This is a genomic window from Alkalicoccus daliensis (genome assembly GCF_900103955.1).
Classification (GTDB): Bacteria; Bacillota; Bacilli; order Bacillales; family Salisediminibacteriaceae; genus Alkalicoccus; species Alkalicoccus daliensis.
This window is the reverse complement of sequence record NZ_FNIL01000001.1, coordinates 457,711-481,100: the sequence shown is the minus strand read 5'-3', so window position 1 is coordinate 481,100 and position 23,390 is coordinate 457,711. Positions and strand designations below refer to the sequence as shown.

20 protein-coding genes and 1 other RNA gene are annotated in these 23,390 nt (G+C 40.9%); 3 read left to right on the top strand and 18 right to left on the bottom strand.

Features of this window, described 5'->3' with window-relative positions:
• The first annotated feature begins 85 nt into the window (after positions 1-85).
• Complete coding sequence (locus BLP92_RS02395; RefSeq protein ID WP_090840216.1) at positions 86-1,060, top strand: glycosyltransferase; 975 nt, start codon at positions 86-88, stop codon at positions 1,058-1,060.
• 92 nt (positions 1,061-1,152) lie between these two features.
• The gene (locus BLP92_RS02390) at positions 1,153-1,638 is read left to right on the top strand and encodes a flavin reductase family protein (protein ID WP_090840214.1); all 486 of its coding nucleotides are present in this window, start codon (positions 1,153-1,155) and stop codon (positions 1,636-1,638) included.
• Between the two features lie 152 nt (positions 1,639-1,790).
• Here the strand turns inward: BLP92_RS02390 and BLP92_RS02385 are convergent, their stop codons facing one another.
• The 8 genes from BLP92_RS02385 to BLP92_RS02350 form a co-directional block, all read right to left on the bottom strand.
• Positions 1,791-2,609, bottom strand: coding sequence for a tyrosine-type recombinase/integrase (locus BLP92_RS02385; protein ID WP_090840212.1), 819 nt, complete (start codon positions 2,607-2,609; stop codon positions 1,791-1,793).
• A gap of 164 nt (positions 2,610-2,773) precedes the next feature.
• Complete coding sequence (parC, locus tag BLP92_RS02380) at positions 2,774-5,200, bottom strand: DNA topoisomerase IV subunit A (RefSeq protein WP_090840210.1); 2,427 nt, start codon at positions 5,198-5,200, stop codon at positions 2,774-2,776.
• Between the two features lie 3 nt (positions 5,201-5,203).
• Positions 5,204-7,168, bottom strand: coding sequence for a DNA topoisomerase IV subunit B (gene parE, locus BLP92_RS02375; protein WP_090840208.1), 1,965 nt, complete (start codon positions 7,166-7,168; stop codon positions 5,204-5,206).
• Positions 7,169-7,377: 209 nt separating this feature from the next.
• Positions 7,378-7,788 (bottom strand): CoA-binding protein, encoded by a 411-nt coding sequence (locus tag BLP92_RS02370; protein ID WP_090840206.1) that lies wholly within the window; start codon positions 7,786-7,788, stop codon positions 7,378-7,380.
• 20 nt (positions 7,789-7,808) lie between these two features.
• The gene (locus tag BLP92_RS02365) at positions 7,809-8,231 is read right to left on the bottom strand and encodes a universal stress protein (protein WP_090840204.1); all 423 of its coding nucleotides are present in this window, start codon (positions 8,229-8,231) and stop codon (positions 7,809-7,811) included.
• Between the two features lie 49 nt (positions 8,232-8,280).
• Entirely contained in the window at positions 8,281-9,837 is a 1,557-nt protein-coding gene (locus tag BLP92_RS02360) for an ABC transporter permease/substrate-binding protein (protein WP_090840202.1), read from the bottom strand.
• Positions 9,834-10,790 (bottom strand): ABC transporter ATP-binding protein, encoded by a 957-nt coding sequence (locus tag BLP92_RS02355; protein WP_090840200.1) that lies wholly within the window; start codon positions 10,788-10,790, stop codon positions 9,834-9,836. The genes BLP92_RS02360 and BLP92_RS02355 overlap by 4 nt, the downstream gene beginning before the upstream one ends.
• An 84-nt stretch (positions 10,791-10,874) precedes the next feature.
• On the bottom strand, positions 10,875-12,392 hold the full coding sequence (locus BLP92_RS02350) for a carboxypeptidase M32 (protein ID WP_090840198.1): 1,518 nt from the start codon (positions 12,390-12,392) through the stop codon (positions 10,875-10,877).
• 125 nt (positions 12,393-12,517) lie between these two features.
• Here BLP92_RS02350 and BLP92_RS02345 point away from each other — a divergent pair, with 125 nt between their 5' ends.
• Complete coding sequence (locus BLP92_RS02345; RefSeq protein WP_090840196.1) at positions 12,518-12,823, top strand: HesB/YadR/YfhF family protein; 306 nt, start codon at positions 12,518-12,520, stop codon at positions 12,821-12,823.
• Positions 12,824-12,917: 94 nt separating this feature from the next.
• Here BLP92_RS02345 and moaA read toward each other — a convergent pair whose 3' ends face one another.
• The 10 genes from moaA to BLP92_RS02295 all read right to left on the bottom strand — a co-directional run bounded on the left by moaA (position 12,918) and on the right by BLP92_RS02295 (position 23,353).
• Entirely contained in the window at positions 12,918-13,931 is a 1,014-nt protein-coding gene (gene moaA / locus BLP92_RS02340; RefSeq protein ID WP_244516625.1) for a GTP 3',8-cyclase MoaA, read from the bottom strand.
• Between the two features lie 57 nt (positions 13,932-13,988).
• Entirely contained in the window at positions 13,989-15,125 is a 1,137-nt protein-coding gene (locus BLP92_RS02335; protein WP_090840192.1) for a THUMP domain-containing class I SAM-dependent RNA methyltransferase, read from the bottom strand.
• 93 nt (positions 15,126-15,218) lie between these two features.
• Positions 15,219-15,596: RNase P RNA component class B (rnpB, locus tag BLP92_RS02330), an RNA gene on the bottom strand.
• 56 nt (positions 15,597-15,652) lie between these two features.
• On the bottom strand, positions 15,653-16,069 hold the full coding sequence (locus tag BLP92_RS02325) for a reverse transcriptase-like protein (RefSeq protein WP_342028365.1): 417 nt from the start codon (positions 16,067-16,069) through the stop codon (positions 15,653-15,655).
• A complete protein-coding gene (gene gpsB / locus BLP92_RS02320; RefSeq protein WP_090840190.1) occupies positions 16,069-16,377 on the bottom strand; it encodes a cell division regulator GpsB in 309 nt (102 codons plus the stop codon). Before gpsB ends, BLP92_RS02325 begins: the two co-directional genes overlap by 1 nt.
• Positions 16,378-16,431: 54 nt before the next feature.
• Positions 16,432-16,989 carry an SLOG family protein gene (locus BLP92_RS02315; RefSeq protein ID WP_090840188.1) on the bottom strand — a complete coding sequence of 186 codons (558 nt, stop codon included), beginning with the start codon at positions 16,987-16,989 and terminating at the stop codon, positions 16,432-16,434.
• 235 nt (positions 16,990-17,224) lie between these two features.
• Positions 17,225-17,968, bottom strand: coding sequence for a 3'-5' exonuclease (locus tag BLP92_RS02310; protein WP_090840186.1), 744 nt, complete (start codon positions 17,966-17,968; stop codon positions 17,225-17,227).
• A gap of 2 nt (positions 17,969-17,970) precedes the next feature.
• Entirely contained in the window at positions 17,971-19,881 is a 1,911-nt protein-coding gene (locus BLP92_RS02305) for a DUF294 nucleotidyltransferase-like domain-containing protein (RefSeq protein ID WP_090840184.1), read from the bottom strand.
• On the bottom strand, positions 19,878-21,074 hold the full coding sequence (locus BLP92_RS02300; protein ID WP_090840182.1) for a ribonuclease H-like domain-containing protein: 1,197 nt from the start codon (positions 21,072-21,074) through the stop codon (positions 19,878-19,880). The genes BLP92_RS02305 and BLP92_RS02300 overlap by 4 nt, the downstream gene beginning before the upstream one ends.
• A complete protein-coding gene (locus BLP92_RS02295; RefSeq protein ID WP_090840180.1) occupies positions 21,071-23,353 on the bottom strand; it encodes a DEAD/DEAH box helicase in 2,283 nt (760 codons plus the stop codon). Before BLP92_RS02295 ends, BLP92_RS02300 begins: the two co-directional genes overlap by 4 nt.
• Positions 23,354-23,390: the final 37 nt, after the last annotated feature.

Sequence of the window (23,390 nt, the reverse complement as noted above, 5' to 3'; positions counted from 1 at the left end):
TTTCGGCTTCCTCTGCAGATCTGCAGAGGTTTTTTCGTTGACGATACTATAAGAATTATCTATCATAATTATCTGGAGGGAATATATGCACATATTAATTGCATCACCACACTTTAATGAATGGCGGGGAAATAAAATTACCGCGGAAAGAATAAAGCAGGGAATCGAAAACAGATCCCATAAAGTATCAGTTATTTCTTCAACCGAAGAGGGAGCCCCAATTCCAGAAAATATTGATTTGGTTCACGGTTTTCATGCTTATAAATTTGCGATTTTCCAAAAAAAGTATAATATACATCTTCCTTATATTCTTACATTAACCGGTACTGATATAAATCAGAATCTTGAAGAAGAGGATAAAAGAGATGTTATTTTACAGTGTCTGCAAAATGCACAAATCATTCATGCATTTGACAGTAAAATGAAAGAAAAGGTTGTACATTACCTTCCTGATATCCAGGAAAAGATAAAAGTAATGCCTCAATCGGTAGAATTGAATAAAAAACCGTTAAATAAGAACCCGGATCCCTTTATATTTTTGCTGCCTGCCGGTATCCGCAAAGTAAAAAATATAACTTCAGCAATTGAAATGGCTGCTATTATGCGCGATAAATATAATATTGCACTTGAATTGGCAGGACCAGTAATTGAAGAAAATGAATATAAAAAAATTGATCATTTTCTTCAAAAATATGATTGGCTGACGTATCATGGCGAAATACCTTTTGCTGATATGGCAGATTTTTATAAGAAAGCTGATGTTGTGCTCAATACTTCACTGAGTGAAGGACAATCATCAGCCTTACTCGAAGCTATGGCTGCGTACCGTCCGGTACTAGCTTCAGACATTGATGGGAACAGGGGAGTAATCAAGCATGAGTATTCAGGATTTCTCTATAGGAACGAAGAGGAATTTGCAATGTTTGCAGAAAGGTTAATAAATAATTATGAGATGAGACAAAAAATTGCTGAAAATGCTTACATTCAGGTGTCGGAAAATAACAGCAAAGAAATCGAAATCAACACTCTTTTATCATGGTACAGCTATGCATTAAAATAAGTTTGTTTTAATGCTGCTTTTTCGCGTTTTTGATTTTAAAATGATATGGTAGTAAGGGAAATTGTAAAAAATGTTGAAATGGAGTGTTTTTTATGGCAGATCAGACAACTTTCAGAGGAATTATGGGAAATTATCCTACCGGTGTTACTGTAGTAACTGCTAACACACCAGAGGAGGAACCAGTAGGCTTAACAGTAAATTCATTTACATCTGTATCGATGGATCCAATGCTGATTTCTTGGTCAATTGATAAAAATGTTTCTACACATGACGTATTTGCATCTCAGGAGCATTTTAATGTACATGTACTTGCAGAGGATCAAGGAGATTTATGCATGCTTTTTGCTACAAAAGGTACAGATCGCTTTTCGAAAATAGAATGGGCAAATTCTCAATATAACGCGCCGATTATAAATGGATACACTGGGCTTCTTGAATGTAAAGTTTTTAAAACTGTGGATGCAGGCGATCATACGATGATCATTGGAGAAGTAATCGGTGCCGATAATAATGAGACGGCACCATTGTTGTATCATCAGCGCAATTTTGGGAGGATACCGCAGGAATTCTATAAATAAACTGCACATAAAGAGAAGGCCGGTATAAACTGGTCTTCTTAATTTAAATCATAATTCTAGTTTACATAATATAAATTATACGAACCAATAGACCAAAGAGAATCTATTGTCTCAATTAAGAAGATTACTTTAAGAAATGAGACAAAACAAAATTATTTTGTACTTACTAATTTCATTAAACTCAGTTTATCAATACCAAGAGTTTCTGCAGCAGATTCATATGTTTCTGTTTCTAACAAATAAACTGCGTAAGCATGTCTTATCAGATTAGTAGTTATCGTTTCTTCCCACTGAACGAATTCTGAGATTTTTTTTAAATTAAGACTGATGGTCATTCTTTCAATTGGTTTTTCTTTGCCGTCCCTGGTTTTTGAATTCAGTAAGAATGTATTATCACTTATTTGTGTATTTATATATATTTTTATAACTTCTGCTGATTTTCCGTTTATTATGATGATTCGCTCGTGTTCAGGTTTACTGATGTATATTCGCACCTTTGATTTTTCAGTAATTATCTGATCATAAGTCACTTGAAATTCATCAGGCCTCAAACCGTTTACAGCGAGTATATAAATGACTTTTCTTTTTATTGGAATGTCTGCTGATAGTATTGAATCCAGTATTTTTAAATACTCCTCATACGGCTTTCTTTCCTGATCAGATACTGTAAGATTCTCGTACCGGATTTTTTGTGCTGGATCTACAGCAACTGCATTGATAGTCCAGGCATAATCAAAAAAATTTCTTAAAATAGAAATAATTTTGTTTATCGTCGTTGTTTTTAAATCCTGACTCTTTTTATAAGCTAAATATTTTTTAATATCTGACGGCAGTATTTCAGAAAGTTCTTTTTGCCGTTTATATAAATCATCTATAAACATAAAGAAATACTCCAGTTGCCTTACATGTTCATCTATCGTTAATTCTTTATAGTTATTTTTACGCAAATAATCGCTGTAACCAAAAGGCACGGATACCCCTCCTTATTAAATAGGAACGTACGTTTTTCGTTTTTACTGGAATATTATAATTTAATTAATATATTTACAGTGGTATATTACTGTATAGTTTATTATTATAAACAAAACCTGGTGTTAAAGCAATCAGGCCGCCTTTCTAAAAGCAGCCCGCAGCATTATTCAATTTCTTCCGTCCAGAAATCAGTTATTTCGCCATGTTTCTCAATATCTATCACAAAACTTCCATTCGTATACCTATCACTTAATCTGATCGATGGTGCGGGTATCTCGTGGACCTTCCCGTCATGTGTTTGTACTTTCAATACGCTGTTGTCATACAAAGTTCCTGCAGCAACGACTCTGTGTGGTTCCTTTTTCAATTCTTTTAAGATGCGGATACCTCTGGTTGCCCTGCCCTGTTTTTCCATCTTATCTAATTTCATCCGCTTTACTGCTGCCCTCTGCGTAAGGGCAAACAGATAAGGAGAAGATTCCGGAGAAGCAGCATCGAATGCAGTGATGAAGTCTTCTTCTTTTAAATTCACAGCCTTCATACCTGAAGTGCGTTGTCCTGTTGGCGTCACTTCTGTTTCAGCATAGTATAAAGCATATCCTGTATAAGTGAAGAAAAAGAGATTGTCATTTCCATTTGTTAATCGTACAGAAACTACCTCATCATCTTTTTTTACTTTTACTGCCATTAATGCTTTAGAGTACCGTTGTGCTTCATATTCCTTTAATAAAGTTCTTTTTACCATTCCATACTTCGTGACAAAAGTAAGGTACTGTTCAGCTTGATTAAATGATTTCACAGGAATGACATTCACGATGCTGTCTTCCTGACTTACTGCTACTACATTTGCTATGTGCTGCCCGCTGTCTTTCCATTTAGTTTCTGGAAGCTTATGCACAGGCAGATAGATATAATACCCCTGCTTTGTAAATACGAGCAGCGTATCTGTAGTATTGATATCACTGGAATAGAGCAGCCTGTCAGTTTCTTTCATTGCAGGAGGTTCACCGTTTGAGGCTCCATAGCTGCGGAGGCTCGAACGTTTTATATAGCCTTCTTTTGTAACAGAAACACGTACATCTTCTGCAGGGACCATAACTTCAAGATCTATTTTAATTTCTTCAATTTCTGCCTCCACTGATGTATTCCTCTCATCAGCAAACGTTTTTCTGACTTGTTTTAACTCTTTTTTCATCTGGGAAGCCAGTTTTTTATCTGAAGCAAGCAATGCTTCCCACTGCGTAATACTTTTCTGCAGTTCTGCAGCTTCTTTTTCCAGCGTAGTAACATCCGTATTAGTTAATCGGTACAGCTGTAAAGTAACAATTGCTTCCGACTGTTCCGGAGTGAAACCGAATTTCAGTTCCAGTTTTTCTTTCGCATCTTTTTTATCCGATGCGCTGCGAATTTCTGCAATTACTTCATCGAGGATAGATATAGCCTTAATAAGACCTTCGACAATATGAGCGCGCTCCTGCGCTTTTAAAAGGTCATACTGTGTGCGTCTTGTAATAACTTCTTTCTGATGCGTTATATATGCACTTAAAAGCTGCTTAAGATTCATTAACTGCGGTGTTTTGTGAGCAATTGCAACCATATTAAAGTTAAATTGGGTCTGCAGATCGGTGCTCTTATAAAGAAAATGTAAAATTCCTTTTGCATCAGCATCTTTTTTCAATTCCACAACTATCCGCATGCCTGTACGATCTGTTTCATCTCTTACTTCAGCGATGCCTTCGACTTTTTTATCAATGCGGAGTTCATCCATCTTTTTCACTAAATTCGCTTTATTTATTTCAAAAGGAATTTCTGTTATAACTATCTGCTCCTTGCCGCCACGGATTGATTCAATCTCTGCCCTGCCGCGTACGACTACTTTTCCTTTGCCGGTTTCATATGCTTTCTGTATGCCTTCTACACCCTGAATGATGCCCCCGGTAGGAAAATCCGGACCTTTGACATACTTCATTAACGCAGCGATATCTGCTTCAGGATTGTCAATTAAATGTACCGTAGCATCAATAATTTCGCTAAGTGCATGCGGAGGTATATCAGTTGCATAACCACTGGAAATTCCCGTGGAGCCATTTACAAGCAGATTTGGAAACGATGCAGGCAGCACTACCGGTTCATTTTGTGAATCATCAAAGTTGGGCATGAAGTCCACTGTATTTTTTGTTATATTTTCAAGCATCGCTTCAGACAGCTTAGCGAGTCTTGCTTCTGTATAACGCATTGCGGCAGGCGGATCTCCATCAACAGATCCGTTATTTCCGTGCATCTCCACAAGAGGCATCCGCATTTTCCAGTCCTGGCTCTGCCTGATCATTGCTTCATACACGGAAGAATCTCCGTGGGGATGATAATTACCAATTACATTACCGACAGTTTTTGCAGATTTTCTAAATGGTTTATCTGAAGTATTTTTATCCATATGCATCGCATATAATATTCTTCTCTGCACCGGCTTCAGACCATCTCTCGCATCTGGAAGCGCACGGTCCTGTATAATATATTTGCTGTATCTGCCAAAACGATCTCCAAGCACTTCTTCTAAAGGAAGATCGAGATAACGTTCATTTTCTGCCAAAACCTATTCCTCCTCTGTTACGTGTAAACTCTGGTTCTCCAGAATATTTGTTTCTTCGTTTAATCCAAATTCCACATTTTTCTCAATCCATCTTCTTCGCGGCTCTACTTTATCTCCCATTAAAGTGGAAATATGTTTTTCAGCACGCGCTACATCATCTAGCGTTACTCTTACTAACGTTCGGGTTTCAGGATCCATGGTAGTTTCCCACAATTGTGTTGCGTCCATTTCTCCAAGACCTTTATAACGCTGCACAGTATATCCTTTGCCAACCTTAGCGGCAGCTTCTGCAAGACCATTTTCATCCCACGCATATTCAATTTTCTGTTTCTTGCCGGTTCCTTTACTTACTTTGTAAAGCGGCGGCAGTGCAATGTATATTTTTCCGGATTCAATCAGCGGCTTCATATAACGGTAAAAGAAAGTAAGCAGCAGAACCTGGATATGGGCACCATCCGTGTCAGCATCCGTCATAATAACTACTTTATCGTAATTAATATTCGTTACATCAAAATCCGCTCCTACATCTCCGCCAATTGCATATATAATCGTGCGAATTTCTTCATTTTTCATAATATCAGCAAGTTTTGCTTTTTCAGTATTGATAACTTTTCCCCTTAAAGGAAGCACTGCCTGAAATTTACGGTCCCTTCCCTGTTTTGCGGATCCGCCTGCAGAATCACCCTCGACAAGATAAAGTTCATTTTTATCTGCATTTTTTGACTGCGCAGGAGTCAGCTTGCCGGAAAGCATCGCATCTTTTCTTTTGTTTTTCTTCCCGCTCCTTGCTTCCTCTCTGGCTTTGCGAGCAGCTTCTCTTGCCTGGGAAGCTCTTATCGCCTTTTTAATTAACTTATTGCTGAAGTCCGGGTTTTCCTCCAGGTAATACGAAAGTTTCGCTGTAAGAACGGCATCTACAGCCGCTCTGGCTGAAGCTGTTCCCAGTTTGCTTTTTGTTTGTCCCTCAAATTGAAGAATCTCTTCAGGAACGCGTACAGAAAGAACACCGATAAACCCTTCACGAATATCACTGCCGTCCAGATTCTTTTCTTTTTCCTTTAATAATCCAAGTTTGCGTGCATGTTCATTGATTGTACGGGTAATTGCAGTCTTCGCACCCAGTTCATGTGTACCACCGTCTTTAGTGCGTACATTATTTACAAACGAAAGCATATTTTCCGTATATGCATCGTTATATTGAAATGCAAAATCCACTTCGATGTTTTCGTGTTTTCCTTCCACAGAAACAACAGGATGAAGTGTTTCTTTGTCTTCGTTCAAATAAGCCACAAAAGCTTCCAGACCGGTTTCAAAATAAAAAACTTCTCTTTCATCGTGTCTCTTATCTATTAATTCTATTGTCAGGCCTTTCAGCAGAAAAGCTGCTTCCCGAAGTCTTTCAGCTACAGTCTCATAATTATAAACAGTAGTGGAAAATACACTTTCATCTGGTTTAAACGTAAGTTCTGTTCCTGATTTCGCAGTATTTCCTTTTTTCTCTAACGTGGTAACAGGTTTTCCTCCATCTGCGAACTTTTGTTCGTATACAGAGCCATCACGAAAAATTTTTACTTTTAATTCAGAAGAAAGTGCATTTACAACAGAGGCACCGACGCCGTGCAGCCCGCCGCTTGTTTTATAACCGCCCTGGCCGAATTTACCCCCTGCGTGCAGCACAGTTAAAATAACTTCCGGTGTTGGTTTGCCTGTAGCATGCATCCCGACAGGATACCCTCTGCCATTATCTGCAACAGTAATACTGTTATCTTTTTGAATAGTAACTATTATTTTATCGCCGTACCCTGCGAGAATTTCATCTACTGAATTATCTACTATTTCAAATATTAGGTGATGCAGCCCACGATGATCTGTACTTCCTATATACATTCCGGGTCTTTTACGAACCGCTTCCAGACCTTCTAACACCTGGATTGCTTCATCATTATAGTCAAATGTTTGTTTTACCACCCTTTGGTCCCCCTTCTCAATCCCGACAACTGTTCACTGCCTGTATCACTCTACCACAGTTTTTCGTTCGTTTCACGATCGTCTCTCTCTATTATTAACGGAAAGTGCCCCTTTTTGTCAAACGTATGTACGCATTTTTTAGAATTACGGCAGGAATCATACATAAAAATATCCCGCCAGCTGGTTTCAACTGACGGGCAGCAGTGCTTTTAACGATTTTTATCAACCAGCAGTGCATGATCCACTTTAATGCAGGAGTTCATCACCACCTGCTTCCCTTTTTCTTTCAACAGCTGTTCCGCTTTCGCATCATATACTCCGAGCTGAGCCCAGAAAGCCGGGATATTTGTTTTCACCGCCTGCTCTGCAAGTTCGTATATATATTCACTTCGGCGGAAGACATTTATTATATCTACATCTTCACCTAAATCTTTGATGGAATCAACAGATTTAACACCAAATACCTCTTTTACATGGGGATTGACAGGTGTTATTTTGTATCCCGCCTGAATTAATGCTTCTCCAATCTGATAAGAAGTTCTGTAGGGTTTATCGGACAGGCCTACGATAGCAATATGCTCTGCTTCTTCCAAAAGCTTCTTTTTATCTTTACTGTCCATGATACTCCGCTCCTTTACCTTTATTTCACCACCATCACGGGACATACAGCCCGTTTGACTACTTTATGGCTCACACTCCCCAGTACCATCTGCTGGAACTGGTTTAAACCCCGGCTTCCAATAACAACCAGGTCTACTTCATTGTCATTTGCCTCCCGTACAATCGTCGGGCCAGGTTCCCCGAATACATGTTTTACTTCTACAGGAATTCCTTCTTTTTCAAGATACTTTATTAATGGCTGGACACGTTCTTTCCGGTGATCAGGAATTTCTCTCGGTTTCATTTCTTCATCCATGACATCTGTACGAGAAGGTAAATCATCCACTACATGAACAAGCATTACTACAGCACCTTCTGTATTTCCTGCGATAAAAGCTGCCTTTTCACAGGCTCTCCGTGAATGATTGGATCCATCGCCGGCCAAAAGAATTTTTTTGAACATTACGTTCCCCCCTTAACGAAAAATTCTTACCTCCTTTAATAAATTCGCTTCACTCCTCCAATAACCCTGCTTCTATAAGATAATTTCTTGCTACTTCTTCCTCGTCCGCATCTTCCACATCTACCTGATAGTTCATTTCCATCATTTCTTCTTCAGAAATTCTGCCCCCGAGCTGATTAAGAATATTTTCAATTTCCGGAAATTCCATTAGTACATCTTCCCTGAATAAAGGTGCACCATTAAACGGCGGAAATAAATTCTCATCATCCTCCAGTGTTACGAGGTTATAACGAATCATATAACTGTCTGTCGAATAAGCATCAATTAAATCTACATCTCCAGCTACAAGCGCTTCGGAACGAAGGCCGGGATCCATCGTCTGCACATCATTAATATCTAATCCATAAACTTCCTGCACTCCCGGGTATCCATCGTTATCTCTATCTGCAAATTCAAATGTAAAAGCAGCAGTTAATTCATCTTCAATTGCGGTTAAATCTGAAATTGTTTCTACACCTGTTTCCTCTGCCATTTCTTCCGTAATCGCGAGAGCATAAGTATTCTGGTAGGCCATCGGCTCGAGGAAAACGAGATTAAATTCTTCCAGCATTCCTTCCCGTGCCTGTTCATATGCTTCCTGCTCATCATTGCTGACAGGTTCTTCATTCAGCAGGTTGGTGATTGCAGTTCCTGTAAATTCAAAATAGCCGTCAATATCTTCATTTAAGAGAGCCTGGAAAACAATATCTGTCTGGCCAAGTCCCGGTTCAAGTATTACCTCATAATCTGTTTCTTCTTCAATTAATAATTTATACATATTAATAACGATTTCCGGTTCAGCACCTATTTTTCCTGCAATGACGATCTCTTCCGGTTCATCTTCAGCCAGGTTAAGCGCCTGCAGGACATTCGGCGTTGCTACCACCAGTACAGCTGCCAGTACCACGATAAAAATTGGTGTAATGGAGGAACCGCTTGATTTTCTTTCAGTAATTCTGAGCACTGCATCAAAAAATAATGCAAGCAGAGCTGCAGGAATTGCGCCCAGTAGAATATAGTAGTTATTGCTCCGGTTTAACCCTGTCATGATTAAATCTCCAAGCCCGCCTGCTCCTACAAGCGCAGCCAGTGTAGCAGTGCCTACTATTAATACCATTCCAGTTCTGATCCCTGCCATAATTGTAGGCATAGCTAAAGGAAGCATTACTTTCATCAGCTGCTGTCCGTAATTCATTCCCATTCCGCGGGCAGCTTCTGATAATGCCGGATCCACCCCTTTAACACCGGTATACGTGTTTCTTAGTATAGGCATCAGCGCATAAGCACTTAAAGCGATAATCGCAGGCATTGTTCCAATACCTACAAACGGGATCAGAAATCCGAGAAGTGCCAGACTCGGGATAGTCTGAATGACAGCTGTCGTGCCAATGACTGGTTCTGCGCCTTTTTTATACATTGCGAGAAATATACCGAGAGGAACTGCGATAAATACTGCTATTAACAAGGATATCAGGGACATTTCAATATGTTCCCATAAAGCATTAATTAATAGATCGGACCTGTCTCTTCCAAGCTGGAAAAATGTCTGTACAGCGAATAGCTTCATTTCTGCACCTCTTCTTTCACAGAAGCCTCAAAGTCACTCAGATAATGAACAATCTGTTTGTAAGAAATGCTTCCCACGGCTTCATTCCGGTTTAATACCCGCAGCACATCTTTTTCAGATGCCTTCAGCTGGTCCACTGCCTTCGTAAGAGTAGCGGTATGCGGAATGACCGGTGCCCCTGGAGCATCTGTTTCAGACATGACTTTTTCTACTGTTTCTTTCCATGGATTCGTTTTATTTCCTATAAATGACCTTACAAAATCATTGGCAGGGTGATCCAAAATATTTTCAGGAGTATCTACCTGCACGATGCTGCCTTCCTGCATAATAGCAATTCTGTCTGCTAAAAGAAGTGCTTCATTAATGTCATGTGTAACGAAAACAATTGTCTTCTTTATCTGTTTCTGCAGATCACCTACATCCTGCTGCAGCTGGTCTCTGCTGAGAGGATCCAGAGCGCTGAAAGGTTCGTCCATCAGGAGAATATCCGGATTTCCGGCAAGTGCTCTCACCACACCTATCCGCTGCTGCTGGCCCCCGGACAATTCGCTGGGCAGCCGGTCACGATATGTACCCGGATGAAGCCCCACCATTTCCAGCAGCTCATCTATTCTTGCATTCGTATCTGATTTACTCCATTTTTTCAATTCAGGTACAATTGCGATATTCTCTGCAATCGTCATATGGGGAAATAAAGCAATCTGCTGAAGTACATATCCTATTTCCCAGCGCAGCTTGTGAAGATTTTTCGATAAAATATTTTCATCGTTAATCTTTATCGTGCCTTCTGAAGCATCAATCAGGCGGTTGATCATTTTTAATGTTGTAGTTTTACCGCATCCGCTGGGACCAATCAGAACAAAAAATTCTCCTTCTTTCACCCGGAAGTTAATGTTATTTACTGCTTTTGTACCGTCTGGAAACTGCTTCGTTACCTGATCAAATTCAATCAAGAGAGTATCATCCTTTCTCAGAGGAGTATTATTTGCTTAGTTCCAATTACCTCTCTACTACCCTAATTGAAAACACTCATAACATCATTGCTCTCTCAGATTGTAAACTTCTTCATATTTATCCGTTAAATAATGAATTAAATGAGAAGCGTCTATTTTTTCTCCGGCTGCGTCATGTAAAATCTGCAGCGGATCTTTTAATTTTCCGTGCTGATGTACGTTCTCAGTTAGCCATTCCTTTATTGGGGCTAAATTACCAGAAGAAATCAGTTCTTCAAACTGAGGCAGATCCTTCTGCATTGCTGCCTGCAGCTGTGCTGCATAAACATACCCCAGGGCGTAGGAAGGAAAATACCCGAATGCTCCCCCTGCCCAGTGAACATCCTGCAGTACACCCTCACCATCATGCGAAGGTTTTATACCAAGCAGTTCTTCCATTTTTTCATTCCATTTTTCTGGAAGATCTGTCACTTCTATATCCCCATTGATCAGAGCTTTTTCCAGCTCATAGCGGAGAATAATATGCAGGCAGTATGTTAATTCGTCAGCTTCGATGCGGATAAGCGAAGGGCCTGCCACATTCACAGCTTTGTAAAATTCATCTAAAGAAATTCCCTGAAACTGTCCGGGAGCAAATTCCTTCAGTAAATCAAAATGCTTCTCCCAAAAACCGAACCGTCTGCCGATAAAATTTTCCCAGAACAGGGACTGCGATTCGTGAATCCCCATCGACGTTCCTCCAGCAAGAGGAGTTCCTGCCAGGGAAGGATGAATATTCTGCTCATACAGCGCGTGGCCGCCTTCATGAATCGTACCAAATACAGCAGTTCGAAAGTCGAACTCATCATATTTCGTGGTTACTCTGACATCACCAGGATTAAGTCCTATTGCAAATGGGTGTACCGTAGTATCCAGTCTGCCTGCCTGAAAATCGTACTGCATGCTTTCCAGAATTTTTCTGCTGAATCTCTTCTGCTGCTCCACGGGAAATTTTTTAAACAGATAGTTTGTTTCCGGCGCATTCTGCTTAGAAATTTTCTCTACTAAAGGCACAATCGCTTCTTTTAGCTGGGTAAACACTTCGTCTATGGTGTCAGTAGTCAAACCTGGTTCAAAATCATCCAGAAGTGCATTATACCTGTTTCCCTTGAATCCTTTCCAATCTGCATAATTACGTTGATAATCCACTATTTTTTCTAAGTATGGCTGGAATGAGGCGAAATCCCCTTTATCCTTTGCATCTTCCCACGCCTGCTCAGCCTGAGCAGTCAATATTATAAAAGCTTTAAATTCATCCGCAGGCACATTTTCAAACTTTCGAATCGTTTTCTCACATTCTTTCACGCTTCCCTTAGTAATTTCGTCTAAAGAAATCCATGTTTCCTCCTGGTTTAAATGAGATATCATCTCTTTCAAATGAGAGGAGGTGGATAATTGAAAAACTTCAGATGACAGAGTGCCGATTACTTCACCACGCCTGGCAGCTCCTTTTTTAGGAGCTCCTGTGCGGAGGTCCCAGGTCATCAAACCAATTGCTTCCTCAAGATGACTAATTTTTTGTATGTATTCCTGAAATTCTTCCACTATCGCTTCACTGCTCATATTATCTCTCCTTAAGTTTATTATTAGGTTCATAATCTATTATACGCAGTTTCAGATCACTTTTCATGAGACACCTGTTTTTCCGTTTCGAACAGTTCATGCTACAATAATAAAGAGGTGATACGATGAACTTGTCTATATCAGATAAAGCAGTGTCCTTTTACCAGTCAGAAATGAATCTTTATGAAAATGATCCTCTTTGGCTGTTTGTGCGAGTAGGCGGCATAGGTTCCGGCGGATTTTCGGTAGGTGTAGCAGGAGAAACACCGGATACTGAAGCGGTGCTGATCAAAAAAGAGGGGCTGCATATTTATGTGACGGAAGAAGATGTCTGGTATTTTGAAGGTTTAACAATTGATTATGATACAGACATTGAGGAAATTACTTTTTCCCACTCTTCCGGACACGACCTTTTCTACCCAAATGAGTAAAAAACGCAGTCCGGGAGGTAAAAGGAAATGAAATAGGCTGACAAAAACACCCCGTCGTGAGTAAAGTTTCTTTTCTCACGACGGGGTGTTCATATTATCCTCCAACACGGTGCATTTCAAGCTTCTGTTTGTTCTTATTTGCAGCATCTGCTGCCACACGCTCTTCAGAATAATTGTCGTCACGAAGCGTCCATAGTTTTGAAACCACTCCTGCTAAGTTTTGAGGCTCATCCCTTACCACCTTTTTTAAATCCGTCCCTTTTGTTGAAAAGAGACAAGTGAGGAGCTGGCCATCTGCAGTGAGTCTCGCACGATTGCAGGAGTTACAGAAAGCATCTGAGACAGAGGAAATAACCCCAATCTCGCCGCTGCCATCCTCATAAGCATAGCGGCTGGCTGTTTCCCCATGATGAGAAGGCGGAACTTCCACCAGTGGATATTCAGCGCCGATCATAGAGATTATTTCTTTTTTCGAAATTACATGATCCCATTTCCAGCCGTTGGAATTTCCAACATCCATGTATTCAATATACCGTAGTGTAACATCTTTCCCACGGAAAAATTCTGCCATTGGGAGAATGTCTTCTTCATTCATTCCTTTTTTCACTACCATATTTACCTTTACTGCCAATCCGGCAGCCTGAGCTGCTTCAATGCCATTCAGAACATGTTCAACTTTCATCGTTCTCCCGGTAATTGCCTGGAATCTGTCATCCGAAAGAGAATCCAGGCTGACCGCTACACGTTTTAAGCCTGCTTCTTTCAGCGCGGCAGCATGCTTCGGTAGCAGAATGCCATTCGTTGTCATTGCGATGTCCTCAATCTGCGTTTCATTGTAAAGCTGCTCAATCAATGCAGGAAGTCCTTTGCGGAGAAGCGGCTCCCCCCCAGTAATTCTCAGCTTTTTTAAACCGCTTACTTTATGGCAGGCCTTTGCGACAGAGACTATTTCCTCGAAGCTTAACAGTTCTTCTTTATCTAAAAATGAAAAATTATTATCAAATATTTCTTTCGGCATACAGTATCTGCAGCGCAGATTACACTGATCTGTCACTGATATTCTTAAATCACGGAGTGTTCGGTTCCTTTGGTCGACCAGCATTAGCATACCCTCCTTAATACGCCTCATTATACGCGCTGTTTCAGTCAGGGGGCAACTAATTCGTTAGTTTCTCGGAAGTCTTTCTCCCCAGTACTGATAAAAATGAGTTTTTAAATTACCGTTATACAACTTTCGTTTCTTGGTTGCTTTTTTACCGTATAGAGTTTCAAATTCCTCATGGCTTGTTAACATATATACACTCCAGTGGGGATAGCGGCTCATCAGTTTACCTAAATCTTTATAAAGAGATTCCACATTTTCCTTTTCATCCATCCGCTCACCGTAAGGAGGATTGCCGATCAATACTCCTTTTTGGGCTTTTGGTGAAAAATCACGTACCTGCATCTGCTTAATATAAATCTGATCTGAAAACCCTGCTTCTGCCGCATTATAACGGGCAAGTTCTACCATGGAATGATCAATATCAGAGGCAACAATCTCAAACTTTTCCTGCGGTTTTCTTACGTCTTCCGCTTCTTCCAGTGCTTCTGCGTAAACGTTATCCGGGAACCATCCCCATTCTGAAAATGAAAAAGACCGGTTCATGCCGGGAGCAGCATTCTGTGCTATCATTGCAGCTTCAATCGGTATAGTGCCGGAACCTGCAAAAGGATCGTGCAGCGGTATATCCGGATACCAGTTGGCAAGCTGGATTAAAGCAGCAGCAAGGGTTTCCTTCAGAGGTGCCTGGTTCTGCCGAGAGCGGTAACCTCTTCTGTTCAACCCTTCTCCGCTTGTATCAAGTGTGAGCTGCGCAATATCTTTATGAAGCGCCACCTCAACTCTCGTAAGAGGACCTGTTTCCTCAAACCAGGAGATATCATGTTTTTTCTTTAAACTCTCTACAATTGCTTTTTTTGCAATTGCCTGACAGTCTGAAATACTGAAAAGTTCTGATTTTACTGAGCGGCCAAGTACAGGAAATTCTGCATCTTTCGCTATAAAATCAGACCAGGGCAGTGCTTTCGTCTGTTCAAATAATTCGTCAAATGTAACAGCTTTAAATTCACCTACTAATAATTTAATTCTGTCAGCAGTACGAAGCCATAAATTCGCTTTCGCAATACCCGCTTCATCTGCCTCAAATCTTACTCGTCCGTTTTCTACCTGTACATTTTCAAATCCCAGAGCTTTTACTTCTTTGCCTACAATAGCTTCGAGCCCCATTGTAGCAGTTGCCAGGAGTGTATACTTACCCATATTCATATCCCTGCTTTCTCGTTCATTCTAATGAAAAAGCCTCACGACACCGTACATCGTGAGGCAGTTGCATATCTTAAGACGCCATCTGTGCTCCGTAAGCCATGTTCTGTTACTCCGTACTGCATACGGGAGTCACCCTCGTACGAAAGCAGTAATCATCTGTCTGCGGATAATAATCCGCCTTCTGCTCCGTTCATTTCCTTTGCAGAAGTGCCCCTACCTAATTTTGGGTTTCTCACTCGCGGGGTTTACCTCGTTCCACCTTTTTTGTTTCCAAAAAAGCTCCGTCACTGTGGCACTTTCAAGAAGTGTCCGCCATATCTTCACAGACTTAGGCGTTCCTTCTGCCGTTAGCCTTACAGGCTACCCTGACTTATGATTTCGTCAGGCACGAACACTACAGTCATCTCAGACTGTGTGAGCATGGACTTTCCTCTGTGCTGTTACACACAGCGATTACTCGAACACAAATGGGTGTTTAAACAACGAAAACTATTATATCACTTTTCGCACGTAATAATCAATTATTTCTTACGAGCGGAAGCATTTCTTACTGCCTGCTTGGCAAGTTTATCTGCTTCCCCATTCTGTTTGGTGGGAATCCATTTAAAAAATACATATTCAAAAAAGGGATCATCCACCTGCTTCAGTATACTGTCCAGTAAGCTCTTATACGAAGTGTTTTTAACAAATCTTTTTTCCACAGCTTCTACCAGTACTTTTGCATCGGAGCGGATGGATATAAGAGTATACCCCTTTTCTCTGCAGAGACGGAGTGCTTGCAGGCATGCGTGAAATTCTGCTTCGTGATTGGTCATTGGAGAAAGCGGATGCGATACCCGTAATTGTTCTGCTTTGGATTTTATAAAGATTCCCGCTCCGGAAGGACCTGGATTTCCTGCACTTGCTCCATCAATATAAACTTGAACCATTTCACTCATTATTCGTTCAATTTGCTCCCGAACACATGTTTTTCCAAATTGGAGAGTCTGCGTAAAATATCATAATTCGTATTCCCTGCCGCAGGCTGGGGTTTAGGAGCTGTTTTAATTTCTTCCCGGCCGGGCCTGGCATGCTTTGCTTCTTCCAGCTGCTTTTCAAGCTTTTGGATGTGTGTTTCAAATGCCTCGTAATCTTTAATAATATCATCTAAAAACTGATCCACTTCGTCCTGGTTATAACCGCGCATACTCGTTTTAAATTCTTTTTCATAAATATCATTTTTTGTTAATTTAGCCATTCTCTCCATACACGTCACCTCATTCACTTGTTATGTTCATTTTTTCAAACAAGACGGGGAATGTCAATTCCAGTCATCCAGTTCTTCCCGGATTAAATCTTCAATGTCTTCAGGAGACATATACAAGATAGGATAGTTTGTATTTTCCTGACGTTTTAAAGCAGCATCTTCATAAAACTTTGGGGTACCTGCTGTAGTTTCATCATATACTAACAATAGTGCATCTGTCTTCTGAATGATAAAATCATTTTTCATGCGGAGCTGTTCCGGTCCTTCATACGCTCTTTTCGTAATAAAATCTTTAAAATCGCTCGCTTCCCATATATGTTTATAAAGTTCTTTGGTAGGTTCGGAATATTTTTCTTCCTGCGCAAAAAAAGGAGCAATAGTAGCTACTTTAACAGCCACTCCTTCAGCTTTCAGCTCAATCGCTGCTTCAGCTGCCCATAATTCAATTCCGGACTGGCCGCTTGTTACTATCCACTCTGTTCCATAAGCTTCTATAATTTCATGGATTTTACGTTTAATTGCTTTTTTTAAATAGGGAAGCTGCTCATGCTTCTCTTTAAAAACACCGATTTCATGAGGTTTATAACCTGAGACAGCAATTACTGTGTACATAGCAGCCTCCTTTACGATAAATCAATTCCGAGATCTAATTCTTCAAAAGAAAACTGTTTCGTTATTACTCTGCAAAACGAAACAGTTCCCTTAGATCTGTTACTGGAAAAATACTACAGTACCGCAGATCACGGCAAAAAACATACCTACTAAAATTTTTGTCATGCTTTCTCTCTCTCCTTATTCATATGGTAACATATAGTATCATAGTCAATAATGACCGGTTTTGCAATGTTTATCTGCTTCTTCTTTTTCTTCCTGCAGCATTTAGTTCCTTGAGCAGTTCTTTCAGGGAGTGATAATTCTTTTCCTGCGCCGCATCTAATAAATTCTGGAAAAGTTCTGCAGTAATTACTGCGTCATTTAATGCATGATGTCTTTCAATAACCGGCATATGAAATCGCTGCAGCAGACTGTCCAGACTGTTATCTGCTCCGGGATACAACAGCTTAGCAAGTAAAAAGGAGTCCACCACCACCGGCCGGATAATCGGGAGTTTCCATCTTCTGCATAAAGTCTGCAGAAAGGGGATATCAAAACTTGCTGGATGCGCCACAAGGACAGTATTTTTAGTGAATTGAAGAAACTGCCGTAATACACGCGGGAAATCTTCTCCCATATTGGTTTCCGCAGACGTAAGACCAGTAATTTCTGTTACTGCCTCCGGAACAGGTTTTGCAGCGTATACTAACGAATAAAAAGTATTATTTACAAAAGCTTTTCCATTTTCCAGATATAAAGCGCCGATGGAAATCATTTCATCCCCTAGTCCTGCATAAAACCCGGTTGTTTCAATATCAAATATTGTAAATGTAGTTTGGGAAATCTTTCGTGAATCATCGATCTTTACTGCATTAAAATCGCGTATTAGCTTTTCCGTAAGCTCCCATTCTTCCGGGTAGTTTTCAATCCATTCATTTCTGTACTGCCGGAAGCGGTTAAAATCATAGCCGGATTGAGTAAACAGCTGCTTCCACATAGTCAGATCCCCCGATTTTTCTGAAAGCTTAATTCACTCATCTGCTGCATCCTTTTCGCAATAATGAGAGCTTCTTTAAATTGTTTCCGGTCTTCTTTCGAGAGCTCAAGCGGAGCAATTTCATTACTCAGCGGTTTTTCTGCCCGCAGGTCTTTTAAATTCTGCTTTATTCTATGATAGTGAAGCACATCCATCGCAAGCTTTGCATTTCTCACATCCCGCGGATGAAATACTTCCAATTTTTCAAGCTGATCTAAACGTGCCGTGGTCCCCGGCTCTTTAATTCCATATTTAATGGCAAAAATCCGAACTCCATTCACTATCTGCATCAGCGCAGATTTTTTTAGATCAATTTTTTTCTCCTTCCCGCGGATGGTGATTCTGCCGAAAGGATTGATGGGAACTTTGAATCGAATTGTATCTTTCATCAGGAACGCCTGCAGGATCCTGCCGTTTTGAATCCGCTCCGTTATTTCCTCCCGAAGGGTTTCTGCAAGAGAGAAATCCCCGAATACGGGCCGGTAATCAATAAAAATGGTGAAATCCCTGATCTCCTGACCGTCACTTTCTTTTACCCAGCGGAATACTTCTTCTCTCCATTCATTAATTCCACGGCACCATTTGCGTTCCCTGGCCATAATTCCTCCAGTACACTCAGGAAAACCTGCATCGGCAAGCCCCTGATTTACCTTCCCGGCAAATCTGTGAAAATAATCTTCAACTTCTCTCCAGTGAGTCAGATGCCGGTAATTATCCAGGATCAATCCATTATCCTGATCTGTACTGAAAGCCTGTTCTTTGCGCCCCTGGCTGCCCATGACAATAAAACAGTAATTAACCGGAGGCGGCCCGTGCCCCTCTTTCTTCATTGAGTGAATCGCAAGCTGAATTACTTTACGGTGGAGCTGATCGTTATAGCTGGATATAAATTCGCTTACTTCCGTAGGGTGCGTACGTTCATTTAATAAAGCCTCTGTAAAATAATGAAAATCTTCATGATTTTTTGGAGCCACTTTCGCAATTTCCCTGATCGTTTTCGCATGCTGTAAACGATAGGAGAGGTGAAGATATTTAGAATCCTGGAGCTGAAGAAATGATTCCGCGGTCAGTACCCCTACTACAATTTCTCCGCGCATGACCGGGACCAGATCAATATAGTCATCTTTAAAAAAAGTTAAGACTTCATAGCTGAAAGCATTTTCCTGGATAGTGTGAGGCCTGTCGTCCATCCAGCGGCTGACAGGGTCTGCTGCTGAGCCATGAAGGAGGCCGTTTATTAATCGCTGCTGTGTTAAAATACCGCGCAGATGCTCTCTGCTGTCAATAATAATAAGTCCGGCAGAATTTTGTTCATTTAATTTTCCGGCTGCAGCTTCCAGAGTAGCAGCATCCCGGATCGTAACCGCCTGATCCATCATCGTCTGAACCCTTGTTCTAAAAAGACCTATATTTTCAGCATCAGCATAGGTACGTTCTTTTTTTATTTCATCATACAATGATTTCATCCTGTCTCCGATACCTGTTAAAACAGCTTCATTGAACGCTTCATTTTCTGTCATTAAATCTAAAAAGGTACTTTTCTGGAATCGAACTAATTCACAATCCTCCAGAGCCTGCACGGAAAAATTCATCTGTCCGCTGGCAAGAAGAATCATTGCTCCAATTAAATCACCAGGGTAATAAAATCTGACAGATATCTGCTGGCCGTCTTCCCTGTGCAGTACGTTTTTCGCAAGTCCCTTTAAAAGAAAGAATAGCTCCACTTCATTATCTTCTTCCTGAAAAACATATTCATTTGCCTGAAAAGAAGCCCTGGTGGATTCCTCTGCCATTCTTTGGAACTGAATATCTGTTAATAAGTCAAAAGGGAAAGAAGAACGAAGAACTTTTTCATATTTTTCCAATTCAATCATCTGGTTTTCTCCTTTTTTGTCCGTATCCGATCCCGCCGTTTTCGCAGCTTTAGAACTGTTTTTTCAGGAGCGGCAGAAGTAAGGCCTGTTTCAACTGCCTTCAGCGCTTTATCTAAATTTTTTTCCGTGTTTTCGTAGTATTTTGCGAGCTCTTCCATAGCTTCTGCATGAGGATATTTAGCTGCCTGTAAAGATTCTAATATCGTAATAGCTTTTACCACTTTATTCTGTTTCCGCAGATTCAGCGCCATACGATACAAACGCTGGGAAGAGGGTTTGTCGGCAAGTTTGTCTGCCAGCCGCCAGTGATGCTCAGCCCTCTCCCACTGCTTTAAGGATTCCCACCAGTGAGCAGCTGCTTCATGTTCTGCAGCAGAAGTATGCTCCGCATAAGTACATGCTTTTTCTGCCAGCAGTATGTACAGACGAACCAAACTGATCACATCCTGCTCATGGTGGTCGATAATTCCCTTTAAAGGAAAAGGGTCTTTAGAATGTACATAGTCAAAATAAAGCAGGGGAGCAAGGCTTCCAGGTGTATCGTTATGCCGCTTAATTAATAATTTATGTTCTTCCACAACTGCCAGCCGGCAGGAAGGTAATTCATTTTTCCAAAACCGTCTCGCAGCATGAAGGAGATCGATGTGTCCTGCTTCCGGAAGTTTTGGAAGCTCTCTCCGTAAAAATGCATGTCTGGATTTAACCTGGGGCCAGTCAAAAGATTTTCCATTATAAGATACAATAATATCCTCTTCGGAAAAATCATCTAAAAATCCACCCATAAATGCAGCTTCCTGTTCCGGGCCTGTGAGAAAGTGCTGCGTTACTTCAATACCTTCCTCCAGCACCCGCGCGTAGCCGATTAAAAATATCATTGTACCGGCACCTGTAGACAATCCTGTCGTCTCGGTATCAAAAAACAATAAATTCCCTACTTCTTTTGAGAAATGAAGCGGATGTGCTGCTTCGTCCATTTTCCAGATATTCTTCAATTTCTCCAGCGATGCTTTCAAATTATTTTCTTCAGTAAAGGGATAAAGGACTTTTCTGCGGTAGGATATATCACCATCAAGATAAAAAGGGTAAAATCCCAATTCTTTAAACTTATCTACATCCTCCGGTTCCTGTGGTATTGTTTTTTCTTCTTCTTTTACTCCCGGTTTCATCCGTAAAAGCTTCTTTTTTAAGCTCATAAATTTTCTTCCTCCGTCAAATAACTGAGAAGTTTCAGCACCCAGGCTTTTTCTTTGCGGTCTTCCGATCCCGGAATCCCGGTGCAGGAAGGACAGCCTCCTTCACACGGACAGTTCCAGACAAAATGCAGCGCCTTCTCCATTACAATAGATGACTGCGCATAAATCCTTTCCGCCAGACCTATGCCTCCTGGATATTTATCGTATAAATACAGTGTAGGAAGCTCCGCATGCACTGACTTCACTTCTGGAACTGCATGAATATCCTGTTTGTCACACATGACATGGACGGAGGCCACATGCTGCAAAGTATGAGCGAGGCCCAGCAGCACTTGTTCCACCTCGTCTTCTCCAAGCTCCTGAAACATATGATCCGCAAATTCAATCATCATCCCATTTGTATGCAGTTCCTGTTCAGGCAGATGAATGGGCCCAGAGCCGATGTTTTCAAAGCTGTCCAGCTTTATTTTTTTGAAAATGGTGGCCATAGCGGTGACCATCACATCCCCATATTGAATCACAGCATCTTTCACTTCTTTTTCTTTATCGATTTCCAGCACAGTTAATTTTACTGCGAGATTTGCGTCCGTAAAATAATCAACATCCACTTTCCGCACAAAGGCTTTCTTTTCATCCCAATCCAGATATTCCACTTGGTGCTGTATTCCCTCATGCAGATATATAGCTTCATCATGCAGCAAAGTTAATGCACTGAAAGTATTCATTTCTCCAATCACTTTATGACTTGCTACATCCGATTGATCTATAATAACTACATTTTCCTGTGCAGCTGAACGTAAACTTATATTGTGGGCAGGAAAAGCATCGTTCATCCAGTACCATTTTTCTGCACGCTGATGCAGTACCCGCATTTCAGTTAAATAGTCAAGCAATTCTTCTACTTCTTCTGCACCTAAATCATCAAAGGACTCTCCTTTCCGAAAAGGAAGCTCATAGGCCGCACATTTAATATGGTCTGATAGTATAATCAGATTATCTTTATTGATTCTTGCTGACTCCGGGGAGCCGGAAAAAAAGAATTCAGGATGGCTGAATACGTATTGGTCAAGCGGGGTTGAAGAAGCGACCATAATTACTAATGATTCATCCTGCCTTCTGCCAGCTCTGCCTGCCTGCTGCCAGCTTGATGCAATAGACCCGGGATACCCGCTCATGACACATACCTGGAGCTGTCCTATATCCACACCAAGTTCTAAAGCATTTGTGCTTACCACTCCTATCGTTTCTCCATTTCGCAGACTGCGTTCAATATCCCGGCGCTGATTTGGCAGATATCCGCCTCTATACCCTCGAATGGAGCGTTTTATATATTCATCTTTTATCAGTTCCTGTAGATGGCTTAAAATTATTTCCACTCTTACTCTGCTTCGCGCAAAAACGATCGTCTGAATTTTTTCTCTTAAAAATCTTGATGCCAGTTCATTTACAACTTTCGTAGCACTTTTTCTTATATTCAACTGCTGATGCACGATGGGCGGATTATAAAACGCAATATGTTTTTTTCCGCGGGGTGCTCCATTATTGTCAATCAGCGTAACTTTTTCCCCTAAAAGGTCCTCTGCCAGTTCCTTTGGATTTTGTATGGTCGCAGAAGTACAGATAAAGGCAGGATTGCTCCCATAATAATTACAGAGACGTTTTAGTCTTCTAATGACATTTGCTACATGCGAACCGAACACCCCCCGATAAGTATGCAGTTCATCTATCACAACAGTTTCCAGATTCTCGAAAAGTGATATCCATTTTGTATGGTGGGGCAGAATGGCGGAATGGAGCATATCCGGATTTGTGATCACGATATGTCCCGCCTTTCTTACCACCTGTCTGATATTTGCCGGAGTATCACCATCGTAGGTATAGCTCTTTAAATCAGCTTCCATTTCATCAACCAGGTCATTCAGTTCCGTTTTCTGATCCTGGGCAAGCGCTTTCGTAGGAAATAAATACAGTGCCCTTGCATTCGAATTCTGAAAAAACTTATCTATTACCGGGAGGTTGTAACACAACGTTTTGCCGGAAGCAGTAGGAGTCACCGCCACCACGTTTTCCTTCCGCTTCACTGCTTCGTAGGCAGACCGCTGATGTGTATATAAAGAATTAATGCCTCTATGTTGAAGCGCTTTGATAATTTTAGGATCCAGATTTTCAGGAAAAGAAGTTGACTTTGCTTCCATTTCCGGGATTTCATGCCAATGTTCAATCTGCGGGTCCTGCTTTAATTCTCCAATTAATTCCGAAAGGACTTTTTTTCTTATCATAAAACCTACTTCCTTTCTTTCCTTTTTCTCTGAGTGT